The following is a 13,880-nucleotide window of genomic DNA, read 5'->3' as shown; positions in this document are numbered from 1 at the left end:
CAATGGCAAAGAAAAAATATTATGTTGTCTGGGTTGGTAAAAAACCAGGTATCTATTCGAGCTGGGCAGACTGTCAAGCACAGACAAATCACTTTGATAAAGCAAAATTTAAATCCTTTGAAAGTCGGGAACAAGCAGAGAAAGCCTATCGTGATGGCTGGCAACATCATTGGGGCAAAGGAAAGGTAAATAAAACCACGAATGGTCCATCGAATAGAAAAACGACTTCAAGTAGACCAAGCGATGTAACGTCTGAAAAAATCGATTATAACAGCATTTCCGTTGACGTTGGAACTCGCGGTAATCCTGGTCCAGTCGAATATCAAGGTGTCGATACACGAACAGGAGAAGTAATCTTTTCATACGGGCCAATAAGTAAAGGCACGAACAACTTAGGTGAATTTCTTGCGATTGTACATGCATTGGCATATTTGAAAAAGATAGGTAGTAATAAAACAGTTTACACGGACTCCCGAAATGCCATGATATGGTTAGAGAAAAAGGCCGTGTCAACAACGCTTAAAAGAGATGAGTCAACTGCTGAAATATGGGAATTAATTGACCGTGCCCACGACTGGCTTCGACATAATACATATGAGAATAAAGTTCTTAAATGGGAAACGAAAAAATGGGGTGAAATAAAAGCGGATTATGGCCGGAAGTAAAATCCAAGGGGCTGTCCCCTTGACTCCCAATGTCACCTCTATCTCCATTTGCCAAAAAGAAGAATTCCCGGGAATTCTTCTTTTTGTTTTATTCCTGATTTTGATTTCACTAACCCCTATGCCAAAACCTCATACGATTCTCTAATTCAGAATTATGGATAATACGTGCGTCAATTTGGAAAACTTCTCTTTAGCACGTTAGACGAAATAATTTCAGGACGGTGAACCAAATTTCATTACTTCCCCTTCTAATACCCTTATGCAGTCGTACTGTTTCTATCCGTGTACCACACTGAAATTGGATTCATAATATATAGTTACATATTTGGTCGATGAATGTGCAAAATAATCGATGACTTGAAGAATCGTATAATCCATATATCTGTCCTATATTGACCTTTTAATTGGTCTTGGTTATCCCAGAAGCAAACTGTCCGGAAGAAGGTTTCCTAAGTTAGTTATGTTTTGGATGGTTTATCTTATTTTGATATAGGGTAAAAGCCGTAGTGTTGCAATATAAAAACGAGTTAAAAACGAAAGGTACATTTTAGTTACCAGTCGGGCTTTTCGTTATGTTAATGAGTTAAACCATGCTCTTTTAAAAGAAAGTCAGACCTTGGTTGAATAAATATTTGTGAGTATGTTACTATGAAAACTTCATACGGAGAGGATGGGACTACATAATGAAAGAAAAAAGAAAACAATTTTCCAGTGTGTTCACTTACGCTTCCATAATTGTCGGAATACTGGTACTTCTAGGTGCTATTTTCCCAGATCAATTTGGGGTAATTTCTGGTGCTATTGGTGCCTGGGTTACGGAAACTTTTGGTTGGTATTATATGGCGATTTTTACGTTAATTCTGTTCTTTTGTATATTTTTAGGTTTTAGCCCAATCGGTAAACTAAAACTGGGTAAACCAAATGATAAACCCGAGTTTAATACGTTATCATGGTTAGCCATGCTGTTTAGTGCTGGTATGGGGATTGGCTTAGTGTTTTATGGCTCATCTGAACCAATCTCACATTACCTGGCCCCGCCTACTGCTGATCCTGAAACAAGAGCTGCATTGGCTGAAGCGATGAGATCAACTATTCTGCACTATGGATTTCACCCATGGGCTGTGTACGGTATTGTAGCATTGGCATTAGCATATTCCCAGTTCAGGAAAGGAGAAGTCGGTTTAATATCCAAGACATTACGACCTCTTTTAGGAGATCGAGTGGATGGTCCTATCGGTAATATTGTTGATGTGTTAGCGGTATTCGCAACCATTATTGGTGTTGCTGTTTCTTTAGGAATAGGAGCAATGCAAATCAATGGGGGCTTGAACTATCTCTTTGGTATCCCTAATAATCAGCTGGTCCAAGGCATCATCATCGCTGTTGTTACGGTATTGTTCTTATACAGTGCCTGGAGTGGATTAAGCAAGGGTATACAGTATTTAAGTAATTTAAATATGATTCTGGCAGGTCTATTGTTTGTTGCTATGTTAATTCTCGGTCCAACTTTATTTATTCTCAATATGATGACGAGTTCTACTGGTGATTATTTCAATACCTTATTATTTAATAGTTTAGATGTAGCCCCACTAAACGAACAAAAACACGAGTGGATGCAGTCCTGGACGATATATTATTGGGGTTGGTGGATGAGTTGGAGTCCATTTGTAGGTATATTTATTGCAAGGATTTCTCAAGGTAGGACCATTCGGGAATTTATCTTTGCGGTACTACTCGTTCCAACATTTGTGAGTATATTTTGGTTTAGTGCATTTGGTCTGACAGGAATTGAAGTAGGACAAAATGCACCAATCATATTTGATATGCCACCAGAAACGCAGTTGTTTGGTATTTTCAATGAACTCCCGATGAGTTTGATTTTATCTGTTATTACGTTGGTGCTTATAGCATCCTTTTTCATTACCTCAGCCGATTCTGCAACATTTGTTTTAGGTATGCAGACAGCCTTTGGTACTTTACATCCTGCAAATTTTGTAAAAGTCATATGGGGATTATCGTTATCCGCAATCGCATATATATTGCTGTTAGCAGGTGGAGAAAGCGGATTAAATGCCTTACAATCTGCAGCAATTATATCAGCATTGCCATTCAGTGTTGTGGTCATATTGATGGCGATCGCATTTTACAAAGATGCCAATCAGGAAAGAAAGTCCTTAGGTTTAACCCTTACCCCGAACAAAAAGGCAATGAGAGAATATATTGAAAAAACAAAGAAGGAAGAAGATAAAAGAAACTAAGGTACAGAGGGACAAGGTACAGAGGGACAGGCACCTTGTCCCGTGGTTAACCTAAAAATTAATTGGGTAAGGAACCTGTCCCCGCGGTCCATGCATAGAGGTGACAATCGTGAGACAAAGTAATTATTCAAAAGCAGAAATTATTCTAGAAAATGTTAAAGTATACTGCGAGTACATACTAAATGGAAAGCCTCCAGTAGTATTGATTCATGGGTTTGTTTCGTCCACTTATACATTCAACCGCCTTATCCCGTTACTTCAGAAACATTTTTCAATTATTGCTTTGGATTTACCGGGTTTTGGAAAAAGTGAAAAATCAACCTCCTTTGTATATAAGCATGAGAACTATGCGAAGTTGGTTGCCAAATGTATTGACTATTTCAACTTAGAGAATGTGTGTCTCATCGGCCATTCTATGGGTGGACAAGTTGCCTTACATACCGCGAGAATCATCCCGGAAAAAATCAATAAGTTAGTATTACTAAGTAGCTCTGGCTACCTTCGAAGTACGAATCGATGGATGGTTTATTGCTCCTATCTTCCGTTATTTAACCAGATGGTGAAGCAGCGGATTAAAAGAAGTAATGTAAAAGCAAGCCTGCAGAACGTTTTTTATAATCCTTCCTTAATCACAAAGGAACATATAAGAGAATTTGAAACTCCATTAAAGGATAAGAATTTCAATAAGTCTTTAATAAGATTATTACGTCAGCGTGAGGGTGACTTAAGAAGTGACCAACTAAGAGAGATTCGAACACCCGCATTATTAATATGGGGACAGGAAGATAAGGTCGTACCATTAGGAGTGGGCAAACGATTAGTACGGGATTTGCCCAATGCCAACTTAATAACGTATGAAGAAACTGGCCATTTCGTTACAGAGGAACGGACGAAGGAAGTCTATGAAGAAATCCTTAAATATTGTGGGATGGAAGAAGTTAGATAACAAAAAAAGGTGACAGGCTATCATGATAACGAGCTAAGAAATACCGATAGTTTTTCCATATTAACGGGTTCACTTGTGAGGTACAATACAGTGATTCACAAGTGAACTCTCATCTATAATCACATATTTTCTATTGTTAAATTCACAGTAAAAAATGGCTTGGATATTTCTCCAAGTCATTTTTCATTCTCGGTTAAATTAAAGTACCATTTAATGCAAAAAGAAAAGATGCTGGTTAAATTTAAGTACAGAGATTCAAATAGTACATTCACCTTAGCTCAATTTCAATAAGCATGTAATTATCAATTAAAGCAAAGAGGGATATTAACTATAAAGTGCGTGCTTTATCCCCATCAGTTAATTTAATATGAACATTAGATGATCCTCCTCCATCAATAGGGTTGGGAACTTCTGATAAGTCGAGTAATTCCTTTAAATGAATAGATTGTTTACGATTTGCTTCGATTGTCATACGATATGGACCAGCTAAGTTCATAAGTGACTCCATTTGTACATCATCATCCATAAAAAGGGAATCTAAAAATTCTAATTTGAATGACACTTCTTCATTGCTTCGATTATGTAATACAAGATTACATTCCCCATTTAATAAGTCTTCGCCCACATTCTCAAAATTGCACTCACCATTACTATCATATGAAATCGCTGTTATGCCAGTTGCTAACGTTTCTTGATACAAGGTAATTAAAAGATTTGGTAATATGGAGTATACGATTACGACAATTACCATAGTCCGAAAGCGGTATTTCTTCATGCCAATGACAATTAAAATCATGGCAATAATAAACAAAACTGACCCAATTATACCAAGAAAAATATATCCATCTTGATCGCGGATTGGAAATGACATGAATGTAGTACTTGCTTCTATCATTACATTATTTGTAAGCGGGAAAAACAAATACATACAAATACCTAGAATAACTGCTGAACTAATAAGTGCGACTTTACTTCTTATCATCTTATTCCTCCCCTCTTTTCATATTTAACTGCCCTTTTAGATTATGGCGGAATATTTTCTTTCATTACTTCTTCTTCAATAATTCTGCACCATTAGTACAATAACAGATTGTTAATCTTTCACTAATGCACTAGATAGGACAAAGGATACTTCTAAATGATAGATGTATTAAATCCAATAATGACGAAAGTTATAATAGAAAATAAACCATTCAATTCCAGAATATATTCCCTTCGTTCCCTTTCATATTTCCACTTCACCATGCTACGAATGAAGCCTAAACTAATTAAATAGGAGAAAAGCCAATAGTGAGCATATATACCTTTAGAAAGAAAAAGAATTCCTAGAATGACAATTATAAACAACGCCCCTTCCATTTTCTTGTGGGTTTTATTTACATGTTTGACGAGCATACCTTTTTTCCTCTTTATGCTATATTTTTTCTTTAACCACCATTCAGATAAGACAACATAGACTATAAAGCATGCTAAGAAAATGAATACATCCATAGAATGTCCTCTCCTCTTAATATAGACGAATAATTCCATTCATTTATATTTCTTTGCTAACCTGCCAGATAGATCAACAGGCTTTTATTTAACATTAACATAATATTCATAACATTATTTTTTTAAAAAAAGACAATCAAATTCTGATTGCCTAATTTAACTCTTGCAACATAAGATGAAGAAGAAACAAGGCGCTTATGAAACAATCGCGCCCTTTTTGTAGTATTAGTGTTCTTACAATGTAGTAATAATCGGTCCTTCCTTTGTAAGAATAATCGTATGTTCGTATTGTGCCACAAAGCTCTCATCGGTTAGGAAGGTCCAGCCATCTTCGGATTGGAAAACTTCCTCTTCAAATGTAGAGATAAAAGGCTCAAAGGCAATTACCATACCATCTTTTAAAATTTCGTCATCCCAGCGAGAGAAGTAATTGAAAATATGGTCTGGTGCTTCATGAATCGAGCGCCCAACACCGTGTCCAGTAAGATTTTTTATGACAGTTAAGCCATGCTTTTTCGCTACATTCTGTACAGCTTTTCCGAGAGCGCTTTTTTTCGAACCTGGTTTTGCCTGTTCAAGTCCAGCGTCGAATGCTTCTTTAGCAACGTCACATATTTTCCGCAAAATTATTTCTCCCTTCCCAACAACAAAGGAAATTCCAGTATCAGCGAAATACCCGTTTTTCGAACCTGAAACATCAATATTTACAAGGTCCCCTTCTTGAATGGTCCGCTCCCCCGGAATCCCGTGCGCTACTTCTTCATTTATGCTAATGCACGTATACCCAGGAAAATCGTATTCTCCTTTTGGTGCAGATTGAGCTCCTGTTTTTTCAAAAATCTCTCCCGCAATTTCATCCAGTTCTTTTGTCGTAATTCCGGGTTTGGTACAATGGACCAATTCATCTCGAATCTCTCCACAAATTTTACCAATTTCTTTTAATCCATTAAAATCCTCTTCAGTCTTTGCAATCATCGTGGATCCTCACTTTTTAAAGTATGTATTTTATGATTATCATTCCATTTAGATTCTAGCATAAATGGAACGCTTTTTCTTCTTCAAAATGGACGGTTTACTGAACGAAGTTAAATCTGGACACTTCCACTAAACTTCCAGATACTTAAAAGATCCTCGCCACTTATTATAGTAACTAATCCACGATTTAGTGAAACAGGGACTTCCTATTTAAATCTACAAATTTTGAGATAATCTAACCATATCCCTACACTGTATACCGTTTTCGAAAATCTCTTCTGGATAGTGTCTAACGAAAAAGTCTTTATCTACACCAGTAATTCTAAAACCACATTTTTGGTAAAAGGCTAATTGTCCGATGCTTGAATTTGCAGTACCGACTTCTATGGTTCTGTATCCTTTAGACTTAGCTACTTCAATTGCATCCATTACCAGTTGTTTCCCTAAGCCTTTTCCGTGCTGGGTTTCTATTACTTATAATGTCTATAAATAAAAGCCGAAATTAGATATTTCGACTTTTTAAACATTCGTTATTTATCTATTTCACAATTAAAGCAGGGCAATTCACCCGTTTCATTACTTTATGACTTACACCACCTAACACCATTTCTTGCAATGTATTCAGACCACGACTACCAATCACTACAAGGTCCATATTTTGTTCGTTTGCGTACTTTACAATTTCTAATCCTGGTTTACCACGTAAAATAGTCGTCTTATAATTTATTTTTGTTTCATTAAGAAATTGGAGTACTTTAGAGTTTTTTTTACGACGTTCCATATCTAAAGCTTCACTCGAACCAGAATGTAATACATCCGATTTAGATTTCTCGAAATCAACAACATAGACAACATCGATAACCGAATCTTTATCACAGGAAGCAATTTTAACAGCTTCTTTCGCTGCCCGCACTGCATTTTCCGAACCATCAGAAGCCAGTAAAATATGTTTATACATAGAAAAATCCTCCTTTAATGTGATGATAAAATACCATTTAATTTATCCATTATTTTTTTACTTGAAGCATCTATTTCTACAAGTTCAACGTCTATACCTTTTTCTCGTAATAAATCCATCACTTTTACGACAGCACCTACACCAGAGTCATCCCAAATTTGACTATTTGAGAAATCAATTTGGATATATTTGCCTTCAATTTCTACCTTCTTAAAGTAGTTTACAAACCCGTCTGTAGAAGCAAAGAATAGTTGACCATTTACGATAAACCGATTTCCTTCTTGAGTAATTTTAACCGTTGAGATTTTAATGACAAAGAAAACGGCACTTAACAATACTCCTACAAGAACGCCTTTAGATAAGTCGTGCGTATAAACGACAATTCCTACGGTAGCTAACATAACGATTGCATCTGTTCGAGGCGCTTTTGCTAAATACTTGAATGAACTCCAATCAAACGTACCGATACTTACCATAATCATAATTCCAACTAAAACAGGCATCGGAATTTGGACAACTAAATCTCCCAGAACGATGATTAAAAACATTAAAAAGACACCAGCTATGAATGTAGATAATCTCCCCCGGCCACCAGATTTCACGTTTATAACCGATTGGCCAATCATTGCACAACCTGCCATCCCCCCAAAGAAACCTGTAATCATGTTAGCGATACCTTGACCGCGAGCTTCTCGGTTTTTATTACTTTCCGTTACCGTCATATCATCTACAATCTGTGCAGTAAGTAATGATTCCAGTAAACCTACAATCGCAAGTGAAAGGGAATAAGGAAAGATTATTTTTAAAGTTTCTAAATTAAATGGTACATCTGGAATAAAGAATGAGGGTAGCGATTGCGTAATCGAGCCAAGATCTCCTACAGTTCTTAGTTCAGCCCCACTAAATATTGATATAGCCGTTAATACAACAAGTGCAATCAATGGAGCTGGAACTACTTTAATGAAGCGCGGTAATGTGTATAATAGAATAAGTGTAACTGCTACAAACACATACGTCATTGTTGAAATTCCAATGAAATGAGCTAGTTGTGACGTGAAAATCATTATTGCTAAGGCATTTACAAATCCAATCATCACAGCATTAGGAATGAACTTCATAATTTTGGCAACCTTAAATACTCCAAATAAAATTTGGATGACACCTGTTAAAATGGTAGCTGCTAGTAAATAATCCAGTCCATAATCTCGAACTAATGGGACCATTAATAAAGCCATTGCTCCAGTAGCTGCGGATATCATACCTGGTCTCCCACCAGTAAATGCAATCACAACCGCAATGATAAATGATGCATATAAACCAACCATTGGATCGACACCTGCTATAATGGAAAAGGCAATTGCTTCAGGAATTAAAGCAAGGGCAACGACAATACCTGCTAAGATATCACCACGAATATTACTAAACCATTGTTGTTTTAAATTTTGCATAGTTGGTCTCCTTTCCCGTAATTCTTTAACATTGTATCACCAAACTTCCCAAAAAGGAACCATTTTAGGAAAAGTTATAGGAGTTGATCAAATGATAAATGGCTATACAAGGCCACTATATAATGATAAAAATTTAGAAAACCAGTTAAAGAATTTGGCAAACAACTGCGATAAAATTTATCAAGAAAAACACGGTACACCCAAAAAACGAACGCAGCTAGAATCACTACTAATGGACGTGCAACCAGGGGATACTATAATGGTTGAAAGATTAATTGTATTAGCCGATACATCTCGCCATCTAATTGACCTTTTAAAAGTATGTGAAAAAGATAATGTAAAAATTCATTTTTTAAATGAAGGTATCAATAGTGACGAACTACTTAACATTACTTTACTCAATACAATGGAACACATCATTCAATTTCAATCGGATATGATAAAGCAGTCCACAACAAACGGGATGGAAGAAGCAAAGAATCAGGGGAAAACAATTGGTCGTCCAAAAAAATCAGATGATAATATAAAAAAAGCAATGTCAATGTATCATAACGGTTTTAAACTGCTTGATATTAAAAATGAAACAGGGATAAGTAAATCAACACTCTATCGCTATTTAGAGTCTACGGAAAAGTAATAAAAAAACCAAGATTCCCGATTAATTTTGTTAATCGGGAATCTTGATTTTTTAAATAACTATAGAGTTTTTAGTAGGCAAGGCAAGTTATTGAACGAACCTGCCATTTACTGAAAAAGGAAAAAGCGATCACCCTTAGTTAAGTTAAAATGTGATATCTTATCTGGCTCCCTTATTGTATATTCAACAAAAAAGGGTACTTATCCTTTATTGGATAACACCCGGTGGTTCTTTAAATCTTTCTCTTATATCCTCTATTCTCAGCTAAGATACTTGATAGCGGTCTCCGCATATATCTCAGCAGATTCTACCAAGCTCTCCACCGAAACCTGCTCATCATACCCATGGATCGTATGTTGCAGTCCAGGCCCGTATAAGACTGTATCAATACCATGGCGCCGGAAATGACTGGCATCACTTGAACCGGTCAAAAGCACGCTGAAGACGTGTTCCTCATTTTCCAGAACACGTTTGATTCCTTGTTCCACGGCCTGCACAATTGGACGATTCTCTAAGGTCCAATTAGGGTCATTATATGGGGGAATTCGTTCGATAATCGTACCTGGCGCAACAGCCGTAGCGAGATTTCTTGCAACATTCAGTACAAATTCGGGGGCCATACCAAATGGAATCCGTGAGTCCACTTCAATGATGCACTTGTCAGCAACGACGTTTATATTTGTACCACCTTGGATTGTACCTGGGTTATAAGAGGGACGGTATAGTAAATGTGAGAGTAAGGGGTTACTTAAACGCTGAGACAGGAACCACTCTGTACGGTATAAAAGTTGACGAAGCTCTTCCGGTGGCGTCGCCTGAAGCTCCCATAATTTGGCTAGTGCCTCGACCGCGTACGCACCTTTTTGTATGGCGGAGACCCCGGATATTGGATGTTTACTACCATGCCCAGGCTGACCTGGTATGGTTACCGACATCCATGCCATAGCCTTTTCACCAACATTTGGATGGTTTCGGTGTGTTGGTTCACCTATCAGGCAAGCATCGCCCTTAATCAAACCTTGATCGAGGAGCGAGGAAACGGCCATACCTCCATTCTCTTCATCCGGAGATGCGATGATTCCTAGGTTACCTTTTAAATTAAGCGTAGGAGCGAATTCCTGAAGAAGTCCTGCCACAAAGATTTGGGATGCCAGGCCTCCTTTCATATCAGAAGCTCCTCTCCCCAACAGCATACCATCCCTGACTTCTCCTAAGAAAGGATCAAAGCTCCATTGTGAACGATCACCAGCCGGTACGACATCTGTATGTCCACAAAAAAGTAGTCGTGGACCAGATACTCCGTTTAAGGGAGCATCACAGACCACGGTAACAAGACCATTTTCACTGCTACGATGTTCGGTAGCCAAGAAGCCTTTTTCTGTTAAATACCGACTAATACGAATCCCTATTTCTGCTGACCGCTTCTGAAACTCGGGTGATGAATTAACAGATGGTATTTGAATAAATGCAGCCGCAAGTTCGACTAATTCCTGTTTCCTTGACCTTATCAGTTGACGGAGCATTCTAATACGCATATAAAAGCATCCCCTCATATTTGGCATCAGCCGTAGTATTTCTAGTATTCTATGTGCTGTGGGCTTGTTTTTATTTCTAAAGTAAAAATTTGGAAATATTTAGTAGGTTTATAGTGAATTTTTATAACCTAGCCTTCCTTAAATTTGAACAAAAAAAAAGGGTGCTTCTCCTTCTTTACGGATTGCACCATTTAAAATGTTTGCACTTCTGAAGTGAAACCGGTAATCTCCATCCGCTATCGGTACGTTTCACTTAATTTTTTTCAAAATAACTACAAACGACATGACCAACTGCTTTAGCTGCGACAAGGATAGCATCTTCATCAATTTCAAATTTAGGATGGTGATTGAAATAAGGTTTTTCTACTCCTTTTGGTGTACATCCGATATAGAAGTAGCAACCTGGTATTTTTTCTAAATAATATGCGAAATCCTCGGATGGGGATAACGGTGGATATTCTTTAACTTCCTTAATATCCTTATCATTTGCATGCTTTAGCGTTTCAGCAACCATCGCTGTATATTCTGGATGGTTATATAATGGCGGGTAGTCAGCATTGTATTCCAGTGTACATTTCACACCGAACTCTACTTCAAGTCCTTCTACAATACGCTTAAATTCTTTGGCAATTATTTCTTGGCTTTCCACGCTCATATAACGAATATCACCTTCAAGTTCGATGCTATCCTTAATAACATTGAAAGTACCTTTTCCATCGAATGAGCCGATTGTAACAACACCGACATCCATTGGATTTAATCTGCGGCTGATAATGGTTTGAGCGACCGTAACAAAATGGCTGCCTGCAACAATCGCATCATTTGCTTTATGTGGTGATGAACCATGACCACCTTGTCCTTGTATTTTCAATTTGAAATATGACCTACCATTAAAGGAATAACCGCTGTGATATCCAACGACACCAGCTTCATCCATCGGTAACACATGAATCCCGAAAATAGCATCTAAGTCGTCTAACTTTCCAGATTCCAATATACTTTTCGCTCCACCTGGTGGTACTTCTTCTGCATGTTGATGAATAATTTTAATGGTACCGTTCAGTTCATCCTTTAATTGAATGAGGCAATCCGCGAGAATGAGTAAGTATGCTGTATGGGCATCATGACCACATGCATGCATCACACCTTCATTTTTGGATTTAAATGGGATATCTGCTTCCTCTGTAATTGGAAGTGCATCGAAGTCCGCTCTGAGTCCGATCGTTTTTCCCGGTTTTCCACCAGTAATGGTTACGACAATCCCGTAACCATTACCAACATTTGTCTCTACTTTTACATCTTTATTACTATAAAAATCTGCAATATATCGAGCTGTTTTCTCTTCTTTAAAGGATACTTCTGGATATTCATGTAGATATCGGCGGTTTTCAATCATTTCTTCTTTACGCGATTCCAACATTTCCATTAATTGGCTTCTCATTACAACCCTCTCCTTTTGGATGTTTTTAGTGTTCTGCACCCGCTGTTTTTACGACCGGTGTTGGTGCTTTCGCTTTCGTTTCTTTTTCAAAACTACTTGGAACAAAAACGATAATGGAGATAAGTGCTAACACTGCAAATATAACGTTTGTTATAATCCCTGCGGTTGCTGCTACCTCCACACTACTGAAGACAGTGATCGTACTATAAACCGTTGCAGAAATCGCTACACCAAATGCATTACCAAGTGAACTTGCCATTTTGTATACACCTGATGCTTCCCCAACTTTGTTCGCTGGTGCGTACGTAACTGCTGTATCTGTAGAAGGGGTTGCATACATTCCAAGTCCTAAACCGAATAGAATGAATCCGCCAAAAACGACAATGGTATACATCATATCTGGTAAAAAGGTAAGTCCCATGACTCCTACACCAATCATCGTTAAAGTAGTTCCCCAAATCATTGGCTTTCTTGCGCCAGTACGTTGCATCAATTTCTCACCGACACGAATCATTGCAAGGACCGCTGCGAGATAACCTAGTGAAAGCATGCCTGATTGAAATGCTGAAAATCCACGTCCAACCTGTACATATGTGTTTGCTACAATAAGTGTACCTGCTACTGCATTCAATAAGAAGTTAGAGATGGTAGCACCAGTATAGGCTTTGCTTTTAAAAATGTTGAAATCAATTAATGCATTTTTACGTTTTGCTTCGTATTTAATAAAGGAGATAACACCAACTACTGTAATTACTGCAAGGCCAATTGTTATTGGACTACTCCAACCGAAGCCTGCTCCTTGTGTAATAAAGATATTTAATGCAAGCATGGTCACAATAAATATTCCTAGACCACCAAAGTCAAACTTAAATGAACCTGTTGTTTCTGCTTTACTTTCAGGTACATCTTTAATTAACCACATGGCAAGAACTGCGAAGACGATAGAGAAAATGAAAATCCATTTCCAGCCTAAAGATGTTGCAACTGCACCACCAAAGAATGAACAAAGACCAGAACCACCCCAAGAACCAATGGACCAATAGCTAAGTGCACGCTGACGATCTGGACCATCAAAGTATTCTTTCACTAAAGCAATGGTTGCTGGCATAATGGCTGCCGCTGATAAACCTTGTAAGATACGTCCTAGAATTAATAATACGGAACCATTGGCTAAGACAAGCAATAAGGAACCGACGATACTTAAAATTAAACCAACGTACGTTATTTTTTTCCGACCCATTCTATCTGCTAATCCACCTGCAACAACGATGAACATTCCTGAGAACAGTGCTGAAAGACTAATTGCTACGTTAATCGTTCCTAGTGAAATACCTAAATCCGATTGAACCGCTGGAACAATATTGACCATTGATTGAGCAAACAACCAAAATGTTATAACCCCAAACACAATACCTGTTATCATCTTATTTGTACCTTTATACGTTGTTTCCATGATACAACCTCCTAGTTTTATAAATGATATGTTGTTAAAAAAATCAATTGGATAAAAGTGCAATTTTATGAGC

At 37.5% G+C, this 13,880-nt stretch carries 12 protein-coding genes and 1 pseudogene; 4 read left to right on the top strand and 9 right to left on the bottom strand.

Annotation, left to right across the window (positions count from 1 at the left end):
* Positions 1 to 2: 2 nt before the first annotated feature.
* From rnhA to BV906_RS17810, 3 genes are all read left to right on the top strand, one after another.
* On the top strand, positions 3 to 665 hold the full coding sequence (gene rnhA, locus BV906_RS17820; protein WP_087974973.1) for a ribonuclease H: 663 nt from the start codon (positions 3 to 5) through the stop codon (positions 663 to 665).
* Positions 666 to 1,348: 683 nt separating this feature from the next.
* A complete protein-coding gene (locus tag BV906_RS17815; RefSeq protein ID WP_087974972.1) occupies positions 1,349 to 2,923 on the top strand; it encodes a BCCT family transporter in 1,575 nt (524 codons plus the stop codon).
* Positions 2,924 to 3,032: 109 nt separating this feature from the next.
* Positions 3,033 to 3,869 (top strand): alpha/beta fold hydrolase, encoded by an 837-nt coding sequence (locus BV906_RS17810; protein ID WP_087974971.1) that lies wholly within the window; start codon positions 3,033 to 3,035, stop codon positions 3,867 to 3,869.
* A 328-nt stretch (positions 3,870 to 4,197) separates the two neighbouring features.
* On the opposite strand, the gene BV906_RS17805 is transcribed toward BV906_RS17810, so the two are convergent.
* From BV906_RS17805 to BV906_RS17780, 6 genes and pseudogenes are all read right to left on the bottom strand, one after another.
* Positions 4,198 to 4,851: a hypothetical protein gene (locus BV906_RS17805; protein WP_087974970.1), complete on the bottom strand. Its 654-nt coding sequence runs from the start codon at positions 4,849 to 4,851 to the stop codon at positions 4,198 to 4,200.
* Positions 4,852 to 5,003: 152 nt separating this feature from the next.
* Positions 5,004 to 5,360 carry a DUF4181 domain-containing protein gene (locus tag BV906_RS17800; protein ID WP_176330407.1) on the bottom strand — a complete coding sequence of 119 codons (357 nt, stop codon included), beginning with the start codon at positions 5,358 to 5,360 and terminating at the stop codon, positions 5,004 to 5,006.
* Between the two features lie 234 nt (positions 5,361 to 5,594).
* The gene (map, locus tag BV906_RS17795) at positions 5,595 to 6,335 is read right to left on the bottom strand and encodes a type I methionyl aminopeptidase (RefSeq protein WP_087974968.1); all 741 of its coding nucleotides are present in this window, start codon (positions 6,333 to 6,335) and stop codon (positions 5,595 to 5,597) included.
* A 216-nt stretch (positions 6,336 to 6,551) separates the two neighbouring features.
* Positions 6,552 to 6,809 (bottom strand): annotated as a pseudogene (locus BV906_RS17790) (GNAT family N-acetyltransferase); the annotation flags it as partial.
* A 64-nt stretch (positions 6,810 to 6,873) separates the two neighbouring features.
* Positions 6,874 to 7,293 carry a universal stress protein gene (locus BV906_RS17785; protein ID WP_087974966.1) on the bottom strand — a complete coding sequence of 140 codons (420 nt, stop codon included), beginning with the start codon at positions 7,291 to 7,293 and terminating at the stop codon, positions 6,874 to 6,876.
* 14 nt (positions 7,294 to 7,307) lie between these two features.
* The gene (locus BV906_RS17780) at positions 7,308 to 8,741 is read right to left on the bottom strand and encodes a SulP family inorganic anion transporter (protein ID WP_087974965.1); all 1,434 of its coding nucleotides are present in this window, start codon (positions 8,739 to 8,741) and stop codon (positions 7,308 to 7,310) included.
* A gap of 91 nt (positions 8,742 to 8,832) precedes the next feature.
* Between BV906_RS17780 and BV906_RS17775 the strand changes: the two genes are divergently transcribed.
* Positions 8,833 to 9,378 carry a recombinase family protein gene (locus tag BV906_RS17775; protein WP_176330406.1) on the top strand — a complete coding sequence of 182 codons (546 nt, stop codon included), beginning with the start codon at positions 8,833 to 8,835 and terminating at the stop codon, positions 9,376 to 9,378.
* Between the two features lie 260 nt (positions 9,379 to 9,638).
* Here the strand turns inward: BV906_RS17775 and BV906_RS17770 are convergent, their stop codons facing one another.
* From BV906_RS17770 to BV906_RS17760, 3 genes are all read right to left on the bottom strand, one after another.
* Positions 9,639 to 10,913, bottom strand: a complete 1,275-nt coding sequence (locus BV906_RS17770) for a M20 family metallopeptidase (protein WP_176330405.1) — start codon at positions 10,911 to 10,913, stop codon at positions 9,639 to 9,641.
* Positions 10,914 to 11,166: 253 nt separating this feature from the next.
* Positions 11,167 to 12,354, bottom strand: a complete 1,188-nt coding sequence (locus BV906_RS17765; protein ID WP_087974962.1) for an amidohydrolase — start codon at positions 12,352 to 12,354, stop codon at positions 11,167 to 11,169.
* A 25-nt stretch (positions 12,355 to 12,379) separates the two neighbouring features.
* Positions 12,380 to 13,807: an MFS transporter gene (locus BV906_RS17760; protein ID WP_087974961.1), complete on the bottom strand. Its 1,428-nt coding sequence runs from the start codon at positions 13,805 to 13,807 to the stop codon at positions 12,380 to 12,382.
* Between the last annotated feature and the right edge of the window lie 73 nt (positions 13,808 to 13,880).

The organism is Oceanobacillus rekensis, from assembly GCF_002153375.1.
Classification (GTDB): Bacteria; Bacillota; Bacilli; order Bacillales; family Amphibacillaceae; genus Oceanobacillus; species Oceanobacillus rekensis.
This window is presented reverse-complemented; position numbering and strand designations above follow the sequence as displayed.